The organism is Deltaproteobacteria bacterium (assembly GCA_016235345.1).
Classification (GTDB): domain Bacteria; phylum Desulfobacterota; class Desulfobacteria; order Desulfobacterales; family Desulfatibacillaceae; genus JACRLG01.
Genome location: JACRLG010000001.1, coordinates 144,762 through 170,373 on the forward strand (window position 1 = coordinate 144,762; position 25,612 = coordinate 170,373).

General features: G+C 56.3%; 13 protein-coding genes. 1 reads left to right on the plus strand and 12 read right to left on the minus strand.

From position 1 onward, the window contains the following. Positions 1-330 precede the first annotated feature (330 nt). Entirely contained in the window at positions 331-3,036 is a 2,706-nt protein-coding gene (locus HZB23_00640) for a DUF11 domain-containing protein (GenBank protein ID MBI5843157.1), read from the minus strand. Between the two features lie 905 nt (positions 3,037-3,941). Between HZB23_00640 and HZB23_00645 the strand changes: the two genes are divergently transcribed. Continuing rightward, complete coding sequence (locus tag HZB23_00645; GenBank protein MBI5843158.1) at positions 3,942-4,139, plus strand: hypothetical protein; 198 nt, start codon at positions 3,942-3,944, stop codon at positions 4,137-4,139. 7 nt (positions 4,140-4,146) lie between these two features. On the opposite strand, the gene HZB23_00650 is transcribed toward HZB23_00645, so the two are convergent. The 11 genes from HZB23_00650 to HZB23_00700 all read right to left on the minus strand — a co-directional run bounded on the left by HZB23_00650 (position 4,147) and on the right by HZB23_00700 (position 25,596). Beyond that, positions 4,147-5,211, minus strand: a complete 1,065-nt coding sequence (locus HZB23_00650) for a response regulator (GenBank protein ID MBI5843159.1) — start codon at positions 5,209-5,211, stop codon at positions 4,147-4,149. A gap of 26 nt (positions 5,212-5,237) precedes the next feature. Continuing rightward, entirely contained in the window at positions 5,238-7,775 is a 2,538-nt protein-coding gene (locus HZB23_00655) for a PAS domain S-box protein (protein MBI5843160.1), read from the minus strand. An 83-nt stretch (positions 7,776-7,858) separates the two neighbouring features. Then, positions 7,859-9,436, minus strand: coding sequence for a response regulator (locus HZB23_00660; protein ID MBI5843161.1), 1,578 nt, complete (start codon positions 9,434-9,436; stop codon positions 7,859-7,861). A gap of 83 nt (positions 9,437-9,519) precedes the next feature. After that, complete coding sequence (locus HZB23_00665; GenBank protein MBI5843162.1) at positions 9,520-9,693, minus strand: hypothetical protein; 174 nt, start codon at positions 9,691-9,693, stop codon at positions 9,520-9,522. 87 nt (positions 9,694-9,780) lie between these two features. Continuing rightward, positions 9,781-10,728, minus strand: coding sequence for a PAS domain S-box protein (locus HZB23_00670; GenBank protein ID MBI5843163.1), 948 nt, complete (start codon positions 10,726-10,728; stop codon positions 9,781-9,783). 87 nt (positions 10,729-10,815) lie between these two features. Beyond that, the gene (locus HZB23_00675; protein MBI5843164.1) at positions 10,816-11,979 is read right to left on the minus strand and encodes a hybrid sensor histidine kinase/response regulator; all 1,164 of its coding nucleotides are present in this window, start codon (positions 11,977-11,979) and stop codon (positions 10,816-10,818) included. Between the two features lie 62 nt (positions 11,980-12,041). Then, positions 12,042-15,110 (minus strand): PAS domain-containing protein, encoded by a 3,069-nt coding sequence (locus tag HZB23_00680; GenBank protein MBI5843165.1) that lies wholly within the window; start codon positions 15,108-15,110, stop codon positions 12,042-12,044. A 332-nt stretch (positions 15,111-15,442) separates the two neighbouring features. After that, the gene (locus HZB23_00685; GenBank protein MBI5843166.1) at positions 15,443-15,835 is read right to left on the minus strand and encodes a DUF302 domain-containing protein; all 393 of its coding nucleotides are present in this window, start codon (positions 15,833-15,835) and stop codon (positions 15,443-15,445) included. 23 nt (positions 15,836-15,858) lie between these two features. Then, on the minus strand, positions 15,859-16,098 hold the full coding sequence (locus tag HZB23_00690) for an SHOCT domain-containing protein (protein ID MBI5843167.1): 240 nt from the start codon (positions 16,096-16,098) through the stop codon (positions 15,859-15,861). A 61-nt stretch (positions 16,099-16,159) separates the two neighbouring features. After that, entirely contained in the window at positions 16,160-24,880 is an 8,721-nt protein-coding gene (locus HZB23_00695) for a cyclic beta 1-2 glucan synthetase (protein ID MBI5843168.1), read from the minus strand. A 170-nt stretch (positions 24,881-25,050) separates the two neighbouring features. Continuing rightward, on the minus strand, positions 25,051-25,596 hold the full coding sequence (locus HZB23_00700) for a phosphatase PAP2 family protein (GenBank protein ID MBI5843169.1): 546 nt from the start codon (positions 25,594-25,596) through the stop codon (positions 25,051-25,053). Between the last annotated feature and the right edge of the window lie 16 nt (positions 25,597-25,612).

The window sequence follows — 25,612 nt, forward strand, 5'->3', positions numbered from 1 at the left end:
CGATGCAGCCAATGTATAGATGCCATGCGTTGGAAAATAATTGGCTACCGATTTAGAATAGGCTGTTATTGAGCTACTAATGAAAGTCAAAGGCCGCCAATGCTGCCTCTTGACCCAAAAAACTGCCTGCAATGTCGCTTCCGGTAAGCACGGGCTGGCTTATCGGATCATGCATGGAGGCGCGGGGAAAGCAGGACCTCTGGATCAGACAAAAGCCGGCGGTTCCCTTTGCCGGGCGAACACCAAAAAGCCAACGGGGGTTTCCCCCCGCTGGCTTTTTTTTACAGATTGATGACTTATCACCTGGTCACCGTCAGGGTTTGACCGCCCTTACGGCAGAACGGTCGTGGGTTCGGAAGCACTTGCCTCGTAGGTGTGCGCGGGAACGACCAAGCCGTTCGACTCCCAGATGAAGCTCGTGGTGTAGAGCCTGTTGGTCGGGGTCCCGGCAGGGACATTGATCGTGTGCGCCACATAAAGAGCGGTACCCGGCTGCAGGGCAACACCGGTGGCCATTGTGATAATCTGCAGGCCCGAAGTGTTGTTGTTGAGAGTGTAGTCGGTGCCCAGGGTAAGAAGAACCGCCGTGGGGTTCGCCATATCCGATATCACAAGGCCCGTATTCGGATCGCGGACCGGAGCGCTATCGAGATATACCTGGGTCGCCACTTCGTCGAAGACGCCAGGAATCCCCAATACGAGCGGGCTGACCAGGCCGAAACTGTAGGTCAGGACGCTATTGTTCACGCCTTCGTTGGAAAGGGCCTCGACATAGAGAACCGAGAAGTACGTGAGGTTGGTTCCAACCCCGACCGGATCCTGCAGGTCAACGAGCTGGGTCTGGAGCGCCGAGAAAGCCGGCACGTCAACACAGTCCGAGGCCTGTTTCGTGGCGGCGTTGGTGCTGGTGACGGTGGCGGTGTTGCAGTAGGTGCCGTGGACCGCGCCAAGCGGAATACGGCTCACCACCAGGAACGTAACGCTTTCGCCTGCCAACAGATCGAACGTGTTGGCGGTCACCGTGTTGCCGGCCACCGTGCCGCTGAGACCCGCAAGGCTTGAGCTTACATAGATGGCCCGGACATTGGCAAGGGCGTTGAGGCCAAGCGTATCGCTTATGACGACGTTTTTGGCCGTGGATGTGCCGGTATTGCTCACGACTATCGTCGAGGTGTAGGATGAGCCCGGAAGAACACTTGCCGGAGCGTCAACCTTGGTGATGGTGAGGTTGGGCGTCGCCACTGTCAGACATGCGCTGTCAGAGCCGATGCCGATGGTTCCGGAGGTAGCCGAAACCGTGGCAGTGTCGCAGTATACGCCGTCAGCCGATCCCGAAACAGTAAGGAACATGGTGGCGGTGGCTCCTGCCGCGAGATTGCCGATGACGTAGTCAAAACCGCCGTTGGCGTTTATTACGCCGGATGAAACACTGGCTACATGATAATTGGCCAGGGTGCCGCTTGTAAGAATGTCGTGTACTTCAACTCCGGTTGCCGAGCCTGAACCGTTGTTGACAACGCGAACGCGCAGCCTGGCGGTCTCGTTGGCAGCCACGGTAATGGCTTTTCCGAGGCTTGTGGTGTCATCGCTCGCCACGAAATCCTTGACGATGGACAGGTTCGACTCAAGGGCCGTGAAGCACGCCCGGGCGTTAAGCTCGGCCGGAGTCCAGGTCTTGGTTCCTGCGCTGTAGGCGGTAACCTCGATTTCGTTGCAGTAGGTGCCTGCAGCAGTTACCGTGGCGGTGAAGCTGCGGCTCTTGGTTTCGCCCGCAAGGAGCGGGAAGGAAAGGGTGAAGCCGTCGTCGCCGACCGGGGCGGCTGCCAGGGGAAGCGCGCCAAGAGCGTAGGACGCCGCTGAGCCAGAGGCCAGAAAGTCTCTGACATCAACATTTGTCGCGTCGCCCAAGCCGACGTTCTTGACGGTGACGGTAAAGGTGACGGTGGCCGTGCCGCCGACAAGGTTTACAACCTCAGTGTTCACGGTCTTGGTGATCTGAAGTTCCGGCTGGGGGGAGAAGCTCTTGTACAGAATCTGCTTTCCGATCTCTTCCCCGTCTATGGTGGCCACGGCCACTATGCGGCCATCCGCAATGGCGTCAGGCGAAAAGAGCGTCACCCAGGTCAACCCGTCGATAAACGGAGTGTTGATACCTGTTAGATTGTAGAGCGGGTATCCGCCGGCGGAAGACGGGAACCGCTCGGCCTCCAGGCGGGCGTTGTTCGTGCGGGTATCGGCCTGATCATCATTGATTCCATAACCGAACGCGATCCTGTTGTCATCCGATGTGCCGAACTGCATGCTGTTGACTCGCAGGGACCAGGTCTGGTCTATTTCCCAGCGGACATCAGCTCCGATGACGGGCCTTACAACTCCCGTGCTGTCAACGAAACCCACCCAGGAGCAGGCAAGATTCTGGGTCAGGCTGGGTGCGGTTTCCCTCTGCTCGCTTAAAAGCGGCATTCCGGGATCGGTGACTGCGGGGGTGCCCAAATTTGCGGGGTTGAGCCCCAGGGGCTCGTTCTCCAACCATGCGTAAAAGACGAAATTGCCCGAGTCCATGTCGGCGCGGCTGATGGGAACGATGTTCCCGTCACCGTCGCGATAGGTCACCCGGGGCGCTTCGGTTATGATTGTGGTGGCCTTGAGGAATAATGAAAGATTGGAAGTATGGCCTGCGACGACGTTTATCTGCGCTGTCTCGCCCACGAAAGCAGGCGCGGTGGCGCTTACGGTGTATTGGCCGGGAGCCAGATCGATGAGCAGATGGTTCCCCGTAAAGGTCTGGGAAAAAGCCCCGGGGCCGGTCACGATAACGGTGGCCGAGGCCGGATTGACCTGAATGTTGAGGTCTCCCAGCGTCGCCGATCCGGTTACGGTTCCTGTCGTCGTGCAATTGGTGCACTTGGTAACAGGGTCGTCGCAATCGTCGCACCCGAAAAGCGCAAAAGCGCATAGGAGCGCCAGAAGTATAACTCCGATTCCACGGACGCGGCTAACGGAGGAGCCGCCAAGTGTGTGCGTAATTTTTTTCATTCCTTTTTCCTTCCCTGATTGTGGTGATGTTCTGCATGGAGCGTTCGGCCAAAATGCAAATCGTGTGTATTCTCCGTCTTGTTTTACGGCTCAAGGTCCCATGCATCCTCCTTTCTGTAAGAGTGCCGGTGTGTTCTCGGATCTTTCGGCCAACACACCGAAATGAACAAAAAAATTTATTTTGTGCTATATAATAAATATATGTTAGGGTATTTTTTACTTCCTTATAAATTTGTGGCTTCCGCCAACTTGTTATGGGCTCATATTAGGGGCTGTTTCCAAAAAAACTTCTGCATTCGGTTGCGCCTTCATCCCCGCCAACTTTGTTGCGCTCCCTGCGAAATACGTTAAGTATTCCTCGGTCGCGCGCCTTGTTGGCGGGGCGAATTCGCAACCTCGGTGCCACAAATTTTTTTTGGAAACAGCCCCTAAGCGGAGCATGATTCTTTTCCCTTTTTTAAGGGAATCCGGCCCGAAGAAGAAATGCCCCAATCTTCTGCCCCCACCCTTTTCGTGAAAGCGAAAAATGGAAATAAAAAGCGCTCCCGGTAATAATGAGGGGCTGTTTGGATGCGGCCTTCGGCGATGATTGATTATGCCCTGCCGCTGTGAAGCATTTGGGACCGGCAAGGCGATGGATGGCTTTGTCAACTTTTTCAGACAGCTGCACAGTGTGTACTGAGTGCTTTGAGTATGGAAATACTCACTTTTTCATATATGGATGTTAACCTTCACTAATCGTGCCAAGTTATTAACATATTGATTATTCAGGTAATTTTTGACATTAGTATTTTGCGAAAACCATGGCGCGGAACTGCCAGGTCCGATAGTTTGACTTAGGGGTGTTGGAAAGCACTGGAAAAGATGAGACGGGATGTGCCGGGCATCGCCCCATAAAGGAGAACATGCCGGAAACAATGGACAATTTTTTCGGTTTGAGGCAGCGGGATGGAGCGAAGGGCCTAAAACGGAATCGGGAAATCCGAAAAGGAGGGTTTGGTATTCAAAGTTCCGATTATTTGGTTTCAGGCTTTATGCGGGAGATTTTTTGGCTGCAGAAGAAGTTGCATGGAAATGTTGATAAATTTGGAAACAGCCCCTGATAGAAGCCTATTCCGTGTAAGTTTCATAGACATCGCGGAAAGATTCGTGGGTTTGCCCGAACGCCTTAAAAATGGCCGGGTCAAAATGCTCGGGCCGGGTGCGGCCATCGCCTTTCATTATTATGTCCACCGCCTTCGGATGATTCAGGGCGGGCTTGTAGGGCCTTTTGCTTCTAAGGGCGTCGTAGATGTCGCAGATGTTCATTATGCGCGCCGCAAGCGGAATAGCCTCGCCCTTTCTGCCATTGGGATATCCCCCGCCGTCCCATCGTTCGTGGTGGTTGAGGGCTATCTCTGCCCCCATTTTGAGATAGGGGGATTTGCTTTTGCCTAGAATTTTAGCCCCCATTGATGAGTGCCCCCTCATGATCTCCCATTCGTCATTCGTCAGGCCGCCCGGCTTCAAAAGGACGTTGTCCGGGATGCCGATTTTGCCTATGTCGTGCATCGGGCTCGCAAAAAAAATCCTGTCCGCGAATTCCTCGTCCTGGCCGAGCACCCTGGCAAGGTTGCGGCTGTAATAGCTGATGCGCTGCACGTGCGCGCCGGTGTCTTCATCCTTGTATTCCACGGCCCGCGTCATGGTGAAAATGGTTTCAAGGTTGCCTTCCAGAAGATCGGCTGTCCTTTCCAGCACCCGTTGTTCCAATACGTCGTTATAATTGTGCAATGCCTTGTGAAGCAGGCGAACTTCCAGCATGTTGGAAACGCGCGCCAGAACCTCCGGAAGCTCGAACGGCTTGCTGATAAAATCCTTGGCCCCGGCCTGGAGCGCGCGCATTTTATGCCCCGGTTCTGCGGTAATGACAAGCACGGGCAGGTAGCCTTCCTGCTCGATTTCCTTCAAGCCCTCCATAACCTGGAATCCGTCCATGACCGGCATTTTAAGGTCCAGGAGGATCAAATCGTGGCGTTTCCGGCGATAAAGTTCGCAGACCTCCGTAGGGTCCATGGTGGAGGTGATGTCGGTATATCCTGAAGAAGCCAGCATTCGGGTTAAAAGCTCCACATTGACTTTAAGATCGTCAACGATGAGGATGCTGGCGCTTGAGATGGCGGATGCTGTTATCATGCTGATTCTCCCCTTACAACAGGCTGTCAAGTGGCCTGGCCGACCACGCCTTGCGCACGTTTCAGCGCCAGATCCATGGCATCCATCAACTCGTTGATCTTGATGGGCTTGGTGATGTACTGGAAAAATCCGGCGTCCAGGCCTTTTTTGATATCGCTCGGCATTGCGTTCGCGCTTATGGCAATGACGGGAATGCCCGCCGTGGACGGGTCGGATCGCAGTATTTCCAGGGCTTCAAAGCCGTCAATTCCAGGCAGGTTTATATCCATCAGGATCACATCCGGCAAAGATGCCCGGGCAATTTCGATACCGCTGTTCCCGGTCACTGCGGTAAGCAGCCGGATAGCCGGCTGGCGCGATATGATTCGCTCCACCAGTTTCAGGTTCGCCGGGTTGTCCTCCACATAAAGCAACGTGTATGGCCGCGTTCCGCCGGGCGTATGCGTATGAGCCAGTAACGCGGCGGCGTCCACTTCAACGGAAAGGTTCGGTTCATCAACCGAGGCGAGTTCGAACCAGAACACGCTTCCCACGCCCACCGTGCTTTCCACGCCGATTTGGCCCCCCATCAGTTCCACCAGGCGCTTGGCCACCACAAGGCCTATGCCGGTGCCTTCCTCGCCGCCCGACTCCTGCCCCAGACGATTGAACGCCTGGAAAAGCTGTGAAAGCTGTTCGGAATCCAAGCCCGCGCCGGTATCCCAGATGCTTACGCGGATGCGCCCCGGCGTGCTTTCCGTGCAGTTGACCTCTATGGTTCCCTGCTTGTTGTTGTACTTGATGGCGTTTGAAAGAAGGTTGATGAGAACCTGCTTAACCCTTGTGCGATCGGCCATTACAAAAAACGGTATGTCGAACGGAGGGAAGGTAAGTTTGATGCCGCGCTGTTTTGCCTGCAATTCCACCATGCTCTGGCATTCCTGCATAACTTCGGCCAGGGACACCGGTTCCTGGGAAAGCGGGACCTGCCTGGATTCGACCTTTGCAAGATCGAGGATTTCGTCAATAAGCTTTAACAGATGCCAGCCCGCCTGAAGAATCTGGATTATGCTTTCCTTTTGACCGGCTGTGGGCGGCGGGGAATCGGACTCCATCAACTGGGCGAAACCCAATATGGCGTTCAAGGGGCTTCGCAACTCATGGCTCATACTGGAAAGGAATTCGGATTTCGCCAGATTGGCCCTTTCCGCCACGGATTTGGTTCTTTCCAGCTCGACATTCTTTTCCTGCAGCATCTGATCCAAAAGTTTGCGCTCGGTAACGTCACGTGCGGCGGCGAACACGCCCTGCAGCCTCCTGTCCCTGTCGTACAAGGTTGTGGCGTTAAGGGACACAACGGTTTCCCTGCCGTCCCAATCGCGGGCGGTGAGCTCGTAGTCTGTAACCTTCTTTTCATTCAGCACAAGTTTGATGCCCGCCTCGGCCCGGTCAGGATCGGTGAAGTAGCTCTTGAACGGAGCGCCTATCAATTCGTCGCGGGTGCTGCCGGTGAGCGCCTCCATCTGCTTGTTGACGTCGGTGATGATGCCAAGCGGATCGGTGGTCATGAGCGCGTCGATGTTGGATTCGAACAGGGAGCGGGTATAGAACTGATGGTCCCGGAGGCGCTGGGCGAGCAGCTTCTGATCGGCCTCAACCTGCTTTCGGGCGGTGTTGTCGGTGCCGATAAGAAGGTAGCCTATGATTGCGTTATCCGCGTCCCGCAGGGCCGTAACCGATACGATGGCCGGAAACCGGCTGCCGTCTTTTCGGATGTAGGTCAGCTCGTAAATATCTTCTATTCCGCGTGACGCCTTGAACACCAGGGCCTCGAAGCCTGGGTTTATGGGCGTGGAAAGCTCTGCGCTCAGGGCCTTGGCGCGCGCGATGACTTCCAAGGGATCTGAAATGTCGGCAGGGGTGATCCTGTTCAGAACGTCCGCCGCGTCATAGCCCAGCATGCGTTCCGCGCCGACGTTGAATATCTGAATGACGCCCTTGGCGTCGGTGGCGATGCTGGAAAAATTGGCGCTGTTGAAAATGGCGCTCTGCAAGGCTCCGGCCTTTTGCAGCGCTTCTTCCGCCTGCTTTCGGGCCGTGTTGTCGGTGCCGATGAGAAGGTAGCCGATGATTGCGTTTTCCGCGTCCCGAAGGGCCGTCACCGACACGATGGCCGGGAAGCGGCTGCCGTCCTTGCGGATGTAGGTCAGCTCGTAAATATCTTCTATGCCGCGCGAGGCCTTGAACACCAGGGCCTCGAAGCCAGGGGTGATGGGCGTGGAGAGCTCGTCGCTCAAGGCCTTTGCGCGGGCGATGACTTCCTGGGGATCTGAAATGTCCGCCGGGGTGATCCTGTTAAGCACGTCGGCTGCTTCATAGCCCAACATGCGCTCAGCGCCGACGTTGAATATCTGAATTACGCCCTTTTCGTCTGTGGCTATGCTGGAAAAATTGGCGCTGTTGAAAATGGCGTCCTGCAAGGCCCCGGTTTTGAGTATGGCCTCCTGGCGGCGCACCTCGGTGATGCCCGGCGAAACAACTGCGGCGGGACTTTCTGCTGCTCGATTCCGTATCTTTCTGGCCATGGCGGCTCATTTCCTGCTTAGGGCGCTCTTTTTGTTCTTCTTCGGTATGGTCAAAGCCCCCAGTGCGGCTCACATCCGGGAAGCTAATTTTTGTCAAGAGCCTTTCGCACTGCGGCTGAGAGGTCTTTTAAGGTGAAAGGCTTCTGTATGAAATTCACCCCTTCTTCGATTATGCCCTGGTTTGCTATGATATCGGCGGTGTAGCCCGACATGAACATGCATCTTATATCGGGATAGAGGGACATCAGGTTTCTTGCCAGGTCCCGGCCATTCATTTCAGGCATCACAACGTCGGTGAGGACGAGGTGAATTTCTCCGGCATGTTCCCTGGCCAAACGGATGGCCTCGCCCGGAGTGCCAGCCTCGATCACCGAGTAGCCCTGATTTTTGAGCATCATGCTGGTGATTTTTAAGATGCCGGGTTCATCTTCCACTAAAAGTATCGTTTCTTGGCCGCGCTGCGCTGGTATTGACGGGACTTCCTTTTGCACCTGCGAGGCCTTGCCCGTGTACCGGGGAAGATAAATTCTGAAAATCGTTCCATGGCCCGGCTCGCTGTAGACGTTGATGAAGCCTTCGTTTTGCCGGATTATGCCGTAAACCGTGGCCAGGCCCAGGCCGGTGCCCTGGCCCACGTCCTTGGTGGTGAAAAAAGGCTCGAAAATGTGGAGCTTTGTTTCCTTATCCATGCCGCAGCCGTTGTCGCTTACGGTTAACATAACGAATTCGCCGCAAAGAAACCCTGCGTTTTGCGTGCAATAGGCCTCATCGAAATGAATTTTTCCCGTTTCTATGGTTACCCTGCCTATGCCGTTTATGGCGTCGCGGGCGTTGACGCACAGGTTGGCCAATATCTGGTCGATCTGCGACGGATCGATTTTCACCTGCCAAAGACTCGCTTGCGGCAGCCATGCGAGGTCTATGTTTTCTCCGATCAGCCGCCGGAGCATTTTGAGCGTACCCTCCACGGTCTCGTTGAGATCAAGCACCTTGGGGGCCACCGTCTGCTTGCGGGCAAAGGCGAGCAGCTGCCGGGTGAGGTCGGCGGAGCGTTCGGCGGCCTTGCGGATTTCAATAAGATCGGCAAAGAGGGGTTGCGTTGGGTCCACCTGCTCCATGGCCATTTCCGTGTGGCCAAGTATCACGCCCAGCATGTTGTTGAAATCGTGGGCCACCCCGCCGGCCAGCCGGCCCACCGATTCCATCTTCTGGGCCTGCTGGAACTGGCTTTCGAGTTTGGCCCTTTCCTCCCCGGCCCGCTTGTGTTCGGTGATATCGAGGCAATGGCCTATGTAGCCGATGAACTCGCCACGGCTGTCGTAGCGCGGGCAGCCGTCATCGAGCAGCCACCGGAATTCGCCGTCGCGCCGCCGCAGACGGTACTCCATGGAAAATTTTTCCCGCCGGTCAAACGCGCCGGTATAAATATCCAGGCATTTTTCAAGGTCATCGGGATGAACGCCTTCGGCCCACCCGTTTCCCATTTCCTGGTCAATGGTCCGCCCGGTGAAATCAAGCCATACGGTGTTGAAATAATTGCAGAGCTTATCCGTGCCAGCAGTCCAGACAAGAGCCTGGCCGGAATTGGCCAGGGTTCTGTAATTCTGCTCGTTTTCCCTTAATAATTCTTCAGCCTGCTTGCGTGTGGTTATGTCTCTCATAATGACGCGGCACAGGGTTTTCTCGCCCTCGGCCTGGCCGGCGGTGGACGCCAGATGCGACCAGAATGTCGATACGTCATTTTTCAGCAACCTAAGTATATATATATAACAAGCAGTTCGTGCATCGCCAGCCGGGCTTCTTCAGGCGACATGGCATCCACCGTTTCCGGCGATTGGGCCGCGTTTTTAAGGGCCATCTCTTCGGCCCGCCTGCGAAGAAGAACTGCGTCATCGGGGCTGCTGTCATTGCCTGTCATGGTTAATTTCCTTAATCCATCTATCCAAGATATCGAGTATGGTTCTTTGCCTGCCGGTTCCGTTTCATCCAACCGGGCCATTATCCTCTATCCAGCCTTGTTGATGCCGGTGATGTCGATTCCAGCGCCAGCAAGAAAGGTCTGTCCGGCAAGTTCCATCTTTACAAGGCTTATGACAAAAGGAATCGAACGTCCGTTTTTGGTCAACAGGGACGATGAAAAGGTATGCTGTCCGTTTTTCATTACAGCTTCCACAGCGTCAAGGACCGTTGCCTTGTCTTCGGGCATGTGCCATTCGAAAAGCGAGCGGCCTTTCATCTCTTCGGGGCTGAATCCCAAAAGGGCCGCATAATTACTGTTCCAACGGACAAGACGAAGCGCGGGGTGGGAGCAAAGAAAAAAAATGCCCGGAAGATGCGTCAGAAGTTTTTTGGAGAGCTGCTGCTCGCGCAACAATTCATCTTCGGCGTGCTTGCGTTTGGTGAAGTCCCGTATGACAAGGCGGCATACCGGTTCGCCGCCCTCGTCCCGCGCAAGGGCTGCGGAAAGATGCGCCCAGAACAGCACTCCGTCATTGTTGAACATACGAAGTTCGCAGGTTTGGGGGCTGCCTGTCTTGAAAAGCTCTTTGCGGTGAAGATAGTAGGCGTCCTGATCGTCCTTATAGACGAACCGGGTCAGGGGCTTTCTCACAAGGGCGACGCGGGTCATCCCCAGCATGGTGGCTGCGGTGAGGTTGGTTTCCAGTATCAGCCCTTTTTCGCTGACGGAAACATAACCCACCGGCGCAAGATCGTAGAGATCGAAATAGTGCATCCGGGCTGTGTCCAGTTTTTCCTGGGTGCGGCGCAGCTCGTCGTTCAGCATCTCTATCTCTATCTGATGAAGCCGCAGTTCGTGGATGGTCCGCCGGGCTTCTTCGAAAGACATGGCTTCAGACTTGTCCTCATCGGCCGCCGCTTTTTTCCGGGGAGTATTCCCGGCGCGCCGCCGCGTTTTGGATGCGGAATCGGTTTTTTCATCCTTGCCGGTCATGGTGGGCTTCCTTTATTTCAAAAATGCCGCATGGTCCGAAAAAGGCCCTTGCGTTAATGCTGATACCCCTATCGACCTTGAAAAACGTCAAACGTCTTCTTCGGCTTCGGCTTCGGCTTCGACTTCGACTTCGGAAACAATATCCCTCCAGATTCGCGGCAGCTCGAACCAGAAGGAGCTTCCTTTTCCAACCTCGCTTGCAAGGCCGATAATGCCGCCGTGGGCTTCTATGGCCAACCTGCAAAACGTGAGGCCAAGACCTGTGGAAGAGTCTCCGTCCTGTTTTCGCATTCCCAGCTGGAAGAACTTGTCGAATACCTTGCCACGATATTCCAGAGGGATACCGGGGCCGTTATCATTGACTGAAACGAGCAGGCCGCCTTCCACCGTGTTGTTGATGCCAATTTTGATGGCGCCCGACTCGTTGTCGGTGAACTTTATGGCGTTGCTTATGAGATTTTGAAGCACCCGCCGAATCAGGTTTTCGTCGCACTGGATGTCATCCATTTCAACGGGTGACGTTAAGGTGAGCTTGCGCTGGCCTATGATGGGCTGAACCATGCGGATTATTTCGCCAGCCAGAATCTTTAGATCAACTTTCGAAAACTCGAGCTTCATCTGCCCCGCCTCCAGCCTGCTTACGTCCAGGAGGGAGGAGACCATCGCCATAAGCGCATTGGCGGAGTTCAAGGCTTCGCTCATGTAAAGGGCGGCATCGGGCGGCAAAAGCTCCGACATGGACATCTCCAGGTTGCCGATGACGACCGTCAGGGGCGAGCGCATGTCGTGGACGATCATGTGCACCAGATTGTCCCGAAGGCTTTCAAGGTCTCTTAGTTTGTCGTAGGCCTCATGCAGTTCGCGTCTTTTGCGGTTAAGTTCCAGGTGAGACTTCACGCGGGCGTGAACCTCCTCGAAATGGATGGGCTTGGTGACGTAATCCGCGCATCCCATGGAAAAGGCCTTGACCTTGTCGCTGGTTTCAATCATGGCGCTTATGAAGATGACCGGTATCTCCCGAAGCGCCGGATCGGCCTTAAGTTGCCGGCAGACATCGAAGCCGTTCATCTCCGGCATTTCCGCGTCGAGCAAAATGAGATCGGGCGGGCTGTTTGACGCAGCTTCCAATGCCACGGAGCCGCGGGTAAAGGTAACAACGCTGTAGCCTTGCGACTGAAGCATTTTTTCCATAAGCTTCAGATTGGCCGGATTGTCATCCACCACCATTATGGCTGCTTGGCTCAAGCTCATCGGAAGATACTCCTTGTCTTTGAATAGTCGGTAAAAGCTGGTAAGGCGCATGAAAACAAGGTTCAGTCTGCTGCGCCGTCATTTGATAAATAGTCATGTTTTTCAGGAGCATCGCCCATTGTCCCCGCCGGGCGCTCCGTTGTGGCAATGGCGTACATCAGCCCTGCTTCATTAAGAAGAGCCGTGGATGTCATCCAAACTTCCAGCACGGAGCCATCCCTGGCGACCCTCTGGGTTCGGTAAGGCGTCAGTATTTCTGATCTGCTTAACTGCTGCGTCTTTGACAGGGCTTCTTCGCGCATATTTTTCGGAATAATCTCGCCGATGTTCATTAGAAGGGCTTCGGCTTCACTGAAGCCGTATATCCTTTGCGCCGCAGGATTCCAGGCCAGGATGCGGCCGTCCATATCCTGGACCGTCATGGCGTCCTGGGAATCGCGCGCCGCCACAGCCAAACGGGCTATGGCATTGGCCTTTGCCAGCTCCTCGCGGGTCTTCTGCATCTCGGTGATGTCGAAAAAGGTGATTACCGCGCCCTCTATCACGTTTTCCAGGGTGCGGTAGGGCATGATGCGCATGGAGTACCATTTGCCATCGGTGGTCTTTACTTCCACCTCTTTGGGAACCAGGGAATCCAGAACCGCCTGGGCGTCGGCCACAAGGCTGTCATACCCCAAAAGGTTCGAGACAATGTGGCCCACGGGCCTGCCTACGTCGCTCAAGATAAGGTTTATGATCCGGGTCGCGGCGGGTGTGAAGCGCAGGATTCGAAGTGCGTGGTCGATAAATACGGTGGCTATGCTGGTTCCGGCCAGAAGGTTGTTCATGTCGTTGTTGGCCCGGGACAGGTCCGCCACCTTGGTCTGCAGTTCGGAGTTGACCGTGGCCAGCTCCTCGTTCACCGACTGCAGTTCCTCCTTGGATGTCTCAAGCTCCTCGTTGGTGGATTGCAGTTCCTCGTTCACGGACTGCATTTCCTCGTTTGAGGATTTCAGCTCTTCGTTGGTGGTCTCCAGTTCCTCGTTGGCGGCCTGCAGGTACTCTTCCTTGGCCCTCAGCTCCTGCATGAGAGATGCGATGTGCCGGTCGGTGTCCGATGCCTCGCTATTGCCCGCCGATGCCTGACAAACGCCCGACGCGTCCGGCGTCGGTGGCGCCTCCTCAAGAATGACAAGGTACAACGGGGCCTCGGAACTGACTGCGGGGCCTGCCTCAACCGGTCGGATTGTAAGGTTTACTATGGTGAAATCGCCGTTGGTTTTGACCTTGAGGCCACTAACCCGAACGATCTCCTTTGTTCCGGCGGCCTTGTGCAGGGCCGTGGAAAGATCGCGCCGCAAGCCTTCCCTGGCCATCTTGAGGATGTTGTTGATGCCGGTCTCCCCGGGGGCAGGTTCAAGATACAAACCCGTGCGGCCATGAAGGTAAAGAATGTCGCCCTGGCTGTTCACTAGCGCGCCGGCAGGAGCCACCTGCTTTAAAAGCGCCTGCTCGGTAAGCTCCCGCAAGGGCATTTTTACCGGAAAGGCGGACTTTGCCGGAATTTTATGATGCGCCCCGTCCCGCGCTGCGGCCGGCGGAAGAAAGCGGCCAAGGGCTGCGCGCTGGGCCCCGTGAAAGTCGTCCTTGCGCTGATAAAGCTTTGCCTTCCGGTCAATCGTTGAAAAAAGATCTGCGTACTCACCCACGGTTTCCGAGGTGCCCAAGAAAAGATACCCGCTACGGTTCAAGGCATAATGGTAAACGGGTATTACCTTCTTCTGCAAATCACCGCCCATATAGATGAGCAAATTGCGGCAACTGATCAGGTCGAGCTTGGAAAATGGCGGGTCCTTGATAACGTCGTGCTCGGAAAAGACAAGCATGTCGCGGATGTTTTTGTGAATGCGGTAGGCGCTGCCACCGGACTCCACCGTAAAAAAGCGGGCAAGCCTCTCCGGCGTTATGTCTGCGGCGATGCTTGCCGGATAAAGTCCGGGCCGGGCCGTGGCTATGGCCTGGCTGTCAATGTCCGTGGCAAACACCTGCACCTTGTATGCAAGTTTCACATCCTCCATCCGCTCCTTCAAAAGGATTGCGATGGAATAGGCCTCCTCGCCGGTGGAGCATCCGGGCGACCACACCCGGATCACGCCGTCTGCTGATTTGCCTTCAAAAAGCCTTGGGATGACCTGTTCCTCTAATGCTTTGAAGGCTTCGGGATCGCGGAAAAAACTGGTGACTCCTATAAGAAGGTCCCGGAAAAGCGCCTCGACCTCGGCTGGCGTCTGCTGCAGGTATTTGACGTACCCGTCGATGTTTTCGATCTGATGCACCGCCATGCGCCTTTCTATCCGGCGATTGATGGTGCTGGGCTTGTAGAGGGAAAAATCGTGGCCGGTCTGGGCCCGCAGCAGGATGAAGATTCTTTTCAGCGCGTTATGGCTCTTGGGCTCCGGCAGGGACGCCGCACGGGGGGGATGGCTGAAGGCGTGAGCCGAGTAGGCCACGAGTTGGGACGGCATCTCGGCTGGCGGAAGCACGTAGTCCACAAGGCCCGTGGCGATGGCGCTCCGAGGCATTCCGTCGTATTCGGTGGATTCGGGATTCTGGGCCATCACCATGCCGCCCTCGCCCTTGATGGCCCGGACGCCCTGGGTGCCGTCGCTGCCGGTGCCGGAAAGCACTATGCAGATTGCCCGCTCGCGCTGGTCCTGGGCAAGGGAGCGAAAGAAGAAGTCTATGGGCAGGCGCTGGCCCCTAGGGGCCGAAGGCTCCATAAGCTCTAGCGCGCCGTTCAGAAACGCCATGTCCCGGTTGGGCGGAATTATGTAGGCGCAGTTGGGGTTCACCTTCATGCCGTCCTCGACCTCGAAGACCTGCATCCGGGTGTAGCGTCTTATAAGCTCGGTCAGGATGCTCTTGTGATCCGGGGCCAGGTGCTGCACCAGCACAAAGGCCATGCCCGGATCGGTGTCAACGGGCATGGCTGAAAAAAAGGCTTCAAAGGCCGCAAGCCCGCCTGCGGACGCGCCGATTCCCACTATGGGAAATCCCCCGGATTCCTTTGCTTCGGCCTCTTTGGATTCCGTTGGCGCGGAAGCGGGAATTTCATCGGGTTTTGATTTTTTGCCTTTTTTGGGCTTGGCCATGAAAGCCTCCTGTAAAATAAACCGGAAATATTCGGACAGCCTCCGGGTTTGGGAGGCAAATCAGGTTTGTTGAGCCGTTTTCAAATGGAGTAATTTGCAGGCATTGTTTATGATGTAACAAAAAATACCTGCAAATAGACGATGCGCGGCTAAAGAAACTGACAAGAAAGGCATATTGCGCCATGTCATGCACAGAGATGGCGATAGCGTAAAATAATCGCCAGTCTGGCTGCATTTGTCGGCAGATGACCTCAACATGGTTGTTGTTCCTTAATTTACCACATTCAGGGGAGCAAAGCAATCGCCCTGAGTTATCGTGTTAGATGTGTTGCTCATTCAATCAACGCGAAGACTTTCCTCAGTCGCTGGTCCGCCTCATCTGCAATGGAAGCGATCGCAACATTATCCACCATCATGAACATCGCCCGTGGGTCTGCCATCGAAACCAATACACCTCCCTTGGGCGCTTCCTGCACTACGACGTTGCAGGGAAGGAGCAAGCCGATATGAGGCTCAAACTCAAGCGCCCGATGCGCAAGGTCCGGGTTGCAGGCTCCCAGGATCACGTAGCGGCGGAAGTCGACCCCCATCTTTTTTTTGAGAGTTTCCTTGATGTTTATTTCGGCAAGGACGCCGAAGCCCTCGCTTTTAAGCGCGGCTGTGACTTTTTCGATCGCTTGCTCGAAAGTGGTCCCAACCAGGCTCTTCTCGAATCCGTAGCGCATCTTTCTCATTTTTCCGCTCTCATTCAGTCTTTGAGATCCTCAAGCATTCGCCGGTATGTCTCCTGATCGACTTCGCCGCCGGCGTATCGGCGTTTCAGGATATCAACAGGTGTTTCGTTCGGGCGCCCGACCTGCTTTCGCGCCGATCTGAGCAGCATCCAGACGGCCACCGCAATCAAGGCCACCACCAGTATCAACAGTATAGGCATCCAGCCTGTGCCGCCCATCCAGCCCATGTGATCGTATCCGTTCCACCTGTACATGGCCGTTTCTCCTTTTTGAGATCAATTGCGTCATTTGCCTGACCACAAAGAATCATGTGTTTTAGCCGTTCCCGGCGATCGCTGACGGCACCCTTACCTCGGCCCGGTGTTCCCTGTGATCGTCAACAAGGGGGATGGTCAACTCGAGTTGCATCACGCCATCCAGGCTCACGCTCATTTCGCCATTTCCCGGGGGCGTCTGAAAAACCTCGATGTGATAGACCGTCTCCCGATAGCGGTAATGCACCTTAAACCCCTCCCAATCCGCCGGAAGGCAGGGCGTAAAGCTCAATTTGTCCACTTCAAGTTTCAGCCCCAGAAGCGATTCCAGAATCAGCCGGTACATCCAGGCGGCGGAACCGGTGTACCATGACCAGCCGCCGCAGCCTGTGTGGGGCGGCACCGCATAGACATCGGCTGCCGCAACATAAGGCTCAACCTTGTAGGTGGCGGTTTCCTCTGCGGTTTTCGCGTGGTTTACCGGATTTATCATTCCGAATATTTCCCAGGCCCTCTTGTTGTCTTTAAGGCGGGCAAAAGCCATTGCCGCCCAGATGGCCGCATGGGTGTACTGTCCGCCGTTTTCACGCACTCCCGGAACGTAGCCTTTTATGTAGCCCGGATTTAAGGCCGACTTGTCGAATGGCGGATCAAGAAGCTGTACAAGCCCGTGCTCGCGGCGGACAAGGCGCTTGTCCACGGCCTCCATGGCCATGCGGGACCGCAGAATGTCCCCGGCCCCCGAAAGAACCGACCAGCTTTGGGCAATGGAATCAATACGGCATTCGAGGTTCAGTTTTGATCCAAGGGGTGAGCCGTCGTCGAAATAGGCCCTGCGGTACCATTCGCCGTCCCATCCGTTTGCGGCGATGTTGCGCTTGAGCAACTCGGCTTCGCTCGCGCAGCGCCCGGCAAAAGCATGATCGGCGCGCATATCGGCGATACCGGAAAATTCACCCAGAACGTGGTGCAGAAAAAATCCAAGCCACACGCTTTCGCCTTTTCCGTGTTCGCCCACAAGGTTCATGCCGTCGTTCCAGTCGCCGGAACCGATGAGCGGCAAACCGTGCAGGCCGAATTTAAGGCCGTAAACTATGGCCCGGACACAGTGTTCGTATAGGCTCGCCGATTCTTCGGAATGTCCCGGCAGATCGTAATAGGAGTCTTCGTCCGCGTTTAAAAGGCGTCCCTGAATGAAGTGTACGGATTTCTCCAGAACACCGGTGTCGCCGGTGGCCCTTACGTAACGACAGACCGCGAGCGGCAGCCAGAGATAATCGTCCGAACAGTGGGTGCGCACTCCCCTTCCCGTTGGAGGATGCCACCAGTGCTCCACGTCGCCCTCGGTAAATTGGCGGGACGCGCACAAGAGAAGATGCTCGCGCACCAGATGGGGCCTTGCGTGTATAAGAGCCATTACGTCCTGCAACTGATCGCGGAAACCGAAAGCGCCGCCCGATTGGTAGGATGCGCTTCGCGCCCAGAGGCGGCACGAAATTGTCTGGTACAAAAGCCAGCCGTTGGCCAGCACGTTAAGGGCCTGATCGGGAGTTTCAACATTTACTGCGCCCAGGGTATGGGTCCAGTGCTGCCACACCGTTTCCAGGGCGTCGCTGGAGGCGGTTGTTCCCCTAAAGCGGCTTATCAGATTTCTTGCGTCTTCGGCGTCCCGCCCGAGGCCGAGCCTGAAAACGACCTCGACCCCAACCCTGCCTGAAAGGCGGGTGCGCTTCATGGCGGCGGGAGCGCCCAGCGTTCCGTTGCGTCCCAAAAATTCAGCCCTATCGCCGCTTACGGTGCGAGCCATATCGTCCACGTGAAAAAACGCGGTCAGATCGCGGAACTCGGTATTGTACGGGTTTCTCGCAAAGATCGCCCCGCTTGCCGGGTCAATTTCAGTGACTACGTGCATGGAAGATTTCGACCTAAGATCGCCAAGCACCCATTCCGCGTACCCGGTGGCGGAAATCCGGCGGGGCCGGTCCGACTCGTTGCGCACTTTGAGGACCGTGAACTTTATTGCTGCGTCCATGGCCACATAAACCCACATCTCGGAACGAATGCCGCGCTCGGTGTGCTCGAAAACGCTGTAGCCGAATCCGTGCCGGGTCACGTAAGGAGTTGCCCCCATAGAGGGCAAGGGAGCCGGCGACCAGAAGTGGCCGCGCTCTTCATCACGCAGGTAAAAGGCCTCTCCCCTCGAATCGCCCACAGAATCGTTGGACCAGGGAGTGAGCCGAAACTCGTGGGCGTTTTCGCCGAATGTGCAGGCAAGGCCGCTTTCGGAGATTACGGAACCGAACATGGGGTTGGCCAGCACGTTCACCCATGGAGCCGGGGTAAGCTGTCCCCTGGCTGTTGTGATGACATACTCCCGCCCGTCCTGGGTGAATCCGCCAAGCCCGTTGTAAAACATGAGGTCGGGGCGCGGCAGCGGGGCTACCGGTATCTGCTCAGCGCGGTGGGTTCGGGTGGGGGCGAGCAGGGGCGCGAGAGCTTCGGGCAGGCTGCGTCCGCCGATCTGGTCCGCCAGCGTCCCCCGGCTGTCTGATATTATGACCCGCGCCACCGACTGGATCAGGATTCGGTCTTCCTCCGATATCTGGTCCACGGGTTTTATGAAAATGCCTCCTGGGCGGTCGGTCACGCTGGTTTCGTTGCCTGCCGCAATAAGCCCCATGATCTGGTCGTGAAGCAGCTGCCTGTAACCGGCCTGATCCTCGTTCCAGATCATGAGGTCCACCGCAAGGCCCTTAAGACGCCAGTATGCGTGGGCCTGAACAAGCTGGCGGGCCAGATCGAGATTGGCCGGGTATTCGATTTTTAAGAGCACGATGGGCAAATCGCCGGAAATGGCGTAGCCCCAAAGGCCCGATTGCCCACGGCGGTTCTTTATTAGAATTCTCGGATCGGCCCGAAGTGACGCGTTGGCGTAGATTATCGAACCGGCAAGTCGTCCGTAAAGCTGGGCATCGGCTTCTGAGGCGTTTATCTGGCGAAGGAGCACCTGGCTGTGGGTCCATGTCAGATCAAAGACGCGGTCCGCAAGACGCCGGTCCTGGTATTTCTCCACCAGGCTCAAAGCCGCCTCACGGGTTTCACCCACGCCCGTGACCATATTTATGGTGGCCGATTCCTCAGGCTCTAAGGTTATCCGGTAGCGGATGGCCACAATGGGGTCCAGGACCGGGCCTTGGCTGCCCGAAAGCCCCCCCTGATAAAAGCCGGGCCCGCCGCTCATGGCCTTTGGATTGGCGACGGTGTTTCCCCGGCCAATAAACTGCGTCCGGTCTGTTTCGTATGATACATCCCCAACCTTCGACCCGTGCACGGCCATAAGGTGGAACATAAAAGGAGACTTTTCGTCTTGCGAGCGTGGCCTGCGGGAGCAGAGTATCGCATGTTGCCGGTTGATTATTTCCGTTTCCACGAACAAATTGCTGAACGCGGGATGCAGTTCATCTGCGGCGTGAGGGGCGAGAACCACTTCAGCGTAACTGGTGACATCTATTGTGCGTCGTGTGCGGGCGCGATTTATGATGCTGACGCGGCGCAGCTCCATGTCAACTTCGGGGGAAACGGCGATTTCGGTATGCGTGTCGTAATCGTGGCTGCGGTTTCTGAATTCGGCGCGGCCTTCCGAGAAAATCGCCTCGAAATTGTCCGATTGGCCCAACGTTGGCTGATACGCAGTTGACCAGTAATCTCCGGTTGTAACGTCACGGAGATAGCAGAACGATCCCCAGTTGTCGCAGGTGCGGTCTTCGCGCCAGCGGGTGACGTCCAAATCCTTGAACCGGCTGTAACCGCCCCCGGCATTGGTGACCATAACGTGGTACCGCCCGTTTGAGAGCAACTGCACTTCCGGGTTTAACGTATCGGGATTTTTGAAAATGCGGATGGGCGTCTCAGGAGACCTGGAAGCGGTATGGTGCTCGGCAAGCCTTGTGGTATGAGCGTAAAACGCGCTCGCCTTGGGGATTCGCTCCTGAAGCAGCAGCATTGCTGACCTGAATATGGGATTGGACTCGAACCTTTTCTGCATAGGGCGGTTCAAAAGAAGATGCGACAGGGACAAAAGGCTCATTCCCTGGTGATGGGCCATGAAGGAGCGGACCACGTCGCTGGTTTTTCCGCGCGGCAGGCGGGAGGGTGTGTAGTCTATGGCTTCAAAGAAGCCGTAACGGGTTTCATAGCCTTCGGCGGAGAGCCGTTCAAGGTTCATGCAGGCCTGGACGGGAGCAACCATAAGAGCCAGCGCCGAGGCGTAGGGAGCAATAACCAGGTCCTCGGCAAGCCCGCGTTTCAGCCCCAGGCCGGGTACTCCGAAAGCCCGGTACTGGTAGTTCTGATTGACGTCAATGGCGTTGTAGCCGCATTCCGAAACGCCCCAGGGCACATCGCGCTTTTTTCCGTAGGCTATCTGCCAGGCCACAGCCGCCTTGCAGGTCTGATCCAGCAAGGTGTGCTCAAAGGTGGGCATAACCAGAAGCGGCATGAGGTATTCGAACATGGAGCCGCTCCACGAAAGAAGAATCGGCTCTCCGGCGGCGGTTGTGAGCAGACGCCCCAGGGCGAACCAGCTTTCCTGGGGCAGCTGTCCCTGGGCAATGGCCACGAAACTGGCAAATCTCGCCTCCGATGCCAGAAGATCGTAAAAGCTGGCGTCACGCCTGTATTCGCCCGCGTTGTAGCCGATGGCCAGCAGATGGCGGGTTTCGTCATACAAAAAGCCGTATTCCATTTGGGCCAGTGTCTCGCATTGAAAGGCGAGCCCTTTGATGGCCTCGATCCTTGTTGCGGCGTTCCGGCAGGCTGTTGTTATGAAAAGTTCGAGTTTATCCAGCCATTCTTTTTCGCTGGGCGTGGCGGCCAGGCTCTGCCTGCCCGCGAGTTTGGGCGCAAGCCTTTCCATAAGGGTGGATAGCCCCCCCAGCGTGGGTATTTCATCAAGCTCTGAAAGGTCTTTCATGCCGTGCCTGGAAGACAGAAGCTCTATCCAGGGAGCCAGGTCGCTCAACTCGGAAAACGCGTCCCGGCATTGACCGGCAAAGGCGCGGGTCCACCACCTCAATTGGCTTTCCGGGTCGGCATCAAAAGTTTCCACTTCGGCTGAGGCCTTTTGGGCTGCCATATTCAGCCGGTTAAGGCAGAGCCATGCGGATTTCAGCGTTAAAGGCGGGTAAAGGATGGCTGCGTTAAGATCATGCGCAAGGCCTGCGAACATCGCCGGGGCGAAGGCTTTTATCGGGGTTTTCGCCTTGGCGTCCGATGCGGCGTCCATTATGATTTTTAAGGTGTCGAAAAGGCCCTCGAAGAATCGTTCCCCCAGGATGCTGTTATCGATAAGCGCCAGAAGGCCCGGCTTCAGCGTTAAAAGGTGGCCTGCCAGATTTCCGCTGTCCACCGATGAAATGTAGAGCGGCTGCATGGGCTTTAAGGTGCGCGTATCGTACCAGTTGTAGAAATGTCCCTGGTATCGTTCCAGGGATTCCATGGTTTTAAACGTCCTGCCTGTAAGTTCGAGCAGTTTTCCCGCCGAAATATATCCGAAATCGAAGGCGGACAAGTTGGCCAAGAGAGCCAGGCCGATATTGGTGGGCGATGTGCGGTGGGCAATGACGGCAATGGGATGCTCCTGATAATTGTCAGGGGGCAGCCAATTATCAGAAGGACCGGTGAAGGTCTCGAAGAATGCCCAGATTTTTCGGGACAGCTTGCGCAAAAAGACGGTCTGATCCTCCGAGAGCCTTTCCTTTTTTCGGGCCAGCGGCAGGCTGATCCACCAGGCGATTACGGGGGAGGCGAACCACAGGCCCAGTATGGGCAAGGCATAGGCCAAAGCCGCCGGATGAAATCGGATAATCGAAATTACTGCGGCAATTGCCGCAGCCGGGCCGATCCACATGGCTCTAAGCGAAAAGACGAGGTCAGTGCGACTTCTTGCACCCGACCCGCTTGCCGGATTCCATAAGAGCAGCTTTTTATGGGAGAAAAGCATCCGCCAGGAGGAGCGGATCATTGCGTCCAGGCTGAAAAATGCCTCGTATGGAAGGCATACGATGGTGAACAGATCAATCACCAGATGTCTTCGGGCCGAACTTACAGCGGCGGCAAGGTGCTGACCCAAAGTAACGTCAAAAGGCTTATTTAGGATATGGAGGAATGATGCGATCAGGGAAGGAATAAGGATTGCGCCCATAACCGCAAGGGTCCAGAACCAGGCCGACGGAGACAGCAGCCAGCCGGAAAGCAAAAGAAGCGTAAACGCGGCGGCTGTAAGGCTGCGGCGCAGGTTGTCGAAAATTTTCCATTGGGAGAGCTTCGAGACGGGATTTTTCCTCAGGCGTCCGTCAGGCCCGAAAACCCGCGACCGGAGCCAACGCGCAATCTGCCAGTCGCCGCGTATCCAGCGATGCCTTCGCGCCACATCCTCGCTGTAAGTGGAAGGGTATGCCTCGTACAGCTCAACGTCGCTCAGAAGGCCCGACCGGGCGTAACAGCCTTCCAGAAGATCGTGGCTCAAAAGCAGGTTTTCGGGGAAACTGTCGCCGCAGGCCTTTTCCACCGCGTCAACATCATAAATGCCCTTGCCGATATAAGAGCCTTCGTGAAAAAGGTCCTGGTAAACATCGGAAACTGCCCTCGTATAAGGATCAATGCCCACCTCGCTTACGCACATGCGGGCATAGCGCGACCGGTTGGCGCCGGAAAGGCTGGCCGCAATTCGCGGCTGAAGAATGCCGTATCCCGAAACGACCCGTTGCCGGGCCTCGTCGTAGCAGGCGCAATTTAGCGGGTGCGCCATGGCTCCCACGAACCGCCACGCCGAATCGCGGGCCAGTTCCGTATCTGTATCCAGGCTTATCACGTACTTCACGCCCGGAAGTACCGATTTTTCACCCACGAGAAGCGAGAAGCGGTCGCCCGGCTCACCCCGCAGAAGCCTGTTCAAATCCGCAAGCTTTCCGCGCTTGCGCTCGTAACCCATCCATATCCGCTCCAGCGGATTCCATTTGCGCGGGCGATGAAACAGGAAGAAGGTGTCGCCCTCCGCTCCCCGGTACTTTTCGTTCAAGTTCTCAATTTTTTGCTGGCATAACCGTAAAAGCGCATCGTCCTGCGGCATTGCCTGTTCTTTGGCGTCGTTAAAATCGGTGAGCAGGCCGAAATGAAGATGGCTGTCCCGGTTTCCCAGAAACCGGACTTCCAGAGCCTCGATCAGATCCTCGATGTTTTGCTCGCCCGTTATCATGGTGGGGATCACAACCAGGGTACGCAGAACCTGCGGAATCCCCTTGGAAAAATCCATGCGCGGCAGAGGTCGCGGGCTGGCCAGCAGGGTCGCAAGCCAGTTGACCAGGCATGAGGCCAGATGCGATGCGCAAACAAGCGACAAAATCCCTATCAGCCCCAGGGGCCAGGCCCGCAACCCGTCGGCCCAGGCCCTGGCCGTCAGGCCCCCGGCTAACATCACCGTAAGAATCACGATTCCGCCGCCATAAAGCAGAAAGGGAATCCGGCGGCCAAGCCTGGCCAGAATTTCCACGGGGGACAGGTGTACGTCCGCCATTCGTTCGAGCCTTGGGAGTCCCTCATCCACAAGATAATATCCGACGTGGGCCTCGCGGTGGCCGCCGCCTTTCCGGGAAGCTCCGTCATGGGATAGTGAAATGGCCTTGCGCGCCACATCGATCTCGGATAACGGGCTGGCCTTTGCGGCCTTTTCCACCGCGTGGCGGTAGCTGTCGCGGGTGGCAAAATCCATTTTGCCGTAAACGTCTCCAGGGTCTTCACCCAGCACCAGATCCACTATGCTCATTTTCTCGACGAATTCACGCCAGTCCATGGCGCCCAGAAAACGAAGGCTGCCGATGCTGTTTCCGATGGAGACCTGATCGGCGGCCTGCTGCTGGAACTCCAGGCGCACCGACTGTTCGATGGAAAGGCCGGATTCTGAAAGCTGCTGTTCAAGCCAGGTAAGCGGAAGCGCCAGGGACGGCCCCTGGCCCTGCAGGCGGCGGGTAAGCTCCGCGACAAAGGAGCCCGACGTGGGTGGGGTGGACCGGGCCATGTCGGCGATCATCAGAATAAGGCTTTTGGGATCGGAGGCGGCGATCTCCGTCATCCGGTCGGCCCATTGCCCGGCGCTGTTTCGACCGACCCTGTCGGCGGCTATCCGGGCGGCCACGCGCCTTAAATTTTCAATCAAGGCCAGGCGCAGCATTATGGGAATGGCCCAAAGCTCGCCCAATTTCAGGGGGGTCACCGACTGGTAGGATGCCGTAAAGCTGCCGAGATTTTCAGGGTCCACCCGTCCATCGCCGTGTGAGATCGTTTCCAGCGCGATGTCATAAACCCTGGGAAGCCCTGCGGACGGACCATCAAGCAAATGAGGCAGCTCGCGGCTGTAGCGCTTCGGCAGGTGCCGTCTGGCCGTTCGGATTTGTTCCTCGATCAGATAGAAATTGTCCAGCAACCATTCACCGGCAGGCGTAATCCTGCGATCCGCCTTTACATCATCCGTTAGCAGGCCAAGAACTTCCAGCAAAAGGGCTTCGTTTTCCGCAAGCCGCCCCAAAAGGCGGTTTCGGGTGCGTCCGGGCTTTACCCTGTGCGAACCGGCAAGAATTTTGCCGTGCTGCTCCATCTGATAGGAACTGAAAAGTTCCGACCGGAGAGGCAGTTCGTCGTTGTCATACTTCCGGAAATTGCCGCCCCCGTCAGGGTGCGCCAAGACGCGGGAAATGACTTCGCGAACGGTATTGATGCCGACCTCCATTTTTAAATCTTTCGGGTCAAAAATTCTTTTTTGCTGACTTCGCAGGTCACATAAAGACCAGGCCGCCATAATTTGCGGGCCCTGTAAAAAACAAGGCGACCTTTAAATCAAAAAGCACCCGATACACACCATGGGCCATATTTATGCCAAAAAGGCTGTTGCCTGCCCTTTTACCAGCTTCGGTTAAAGCAGATGCCCAAACATGAACTGTCCGCCAGGGGCTTGATATCCCAACCTTTATAGGGCCTTGTGAACAGATACCCGCTTGCGATTCCCATGGCAGCTCCGGCTATGACGTCAATTGGGTGATGTTTATCCGCCTCAACCCGGCTGTAGGCCACGAAGCCTGCCAGGGCGTAGGCAGGCAGGCCATACTCCCAACCATAACGCTTGCGCATGAACTCGGCGGTGGTAAAGGAAAAGGCGGCGTGGCCGGATGGAAACGACCGGTCATCTCCATTGGGACGGGTCGTTTCGACGGTGGATTGAAGGACCCAAGCCGTTCCCATCGAAAGCGCCGCCGCTTCGCCAAATTCCAGGGCGCCCTGGCCGTCCTTCAGGCCGATGACAAGCCCGACTGCTGCCACAGGCAGTGCGATCAGCAACACATCCCCCGCCAGCTCGATACTGTCCTTGGCTTTAACGTCGGCAGCAGCCGCAAGGCTTGCCAGCGTTACAAGAATCGAAATGGCGATATAATAAATTCGAGGTTTCATTGGCTCTCCATTCGGC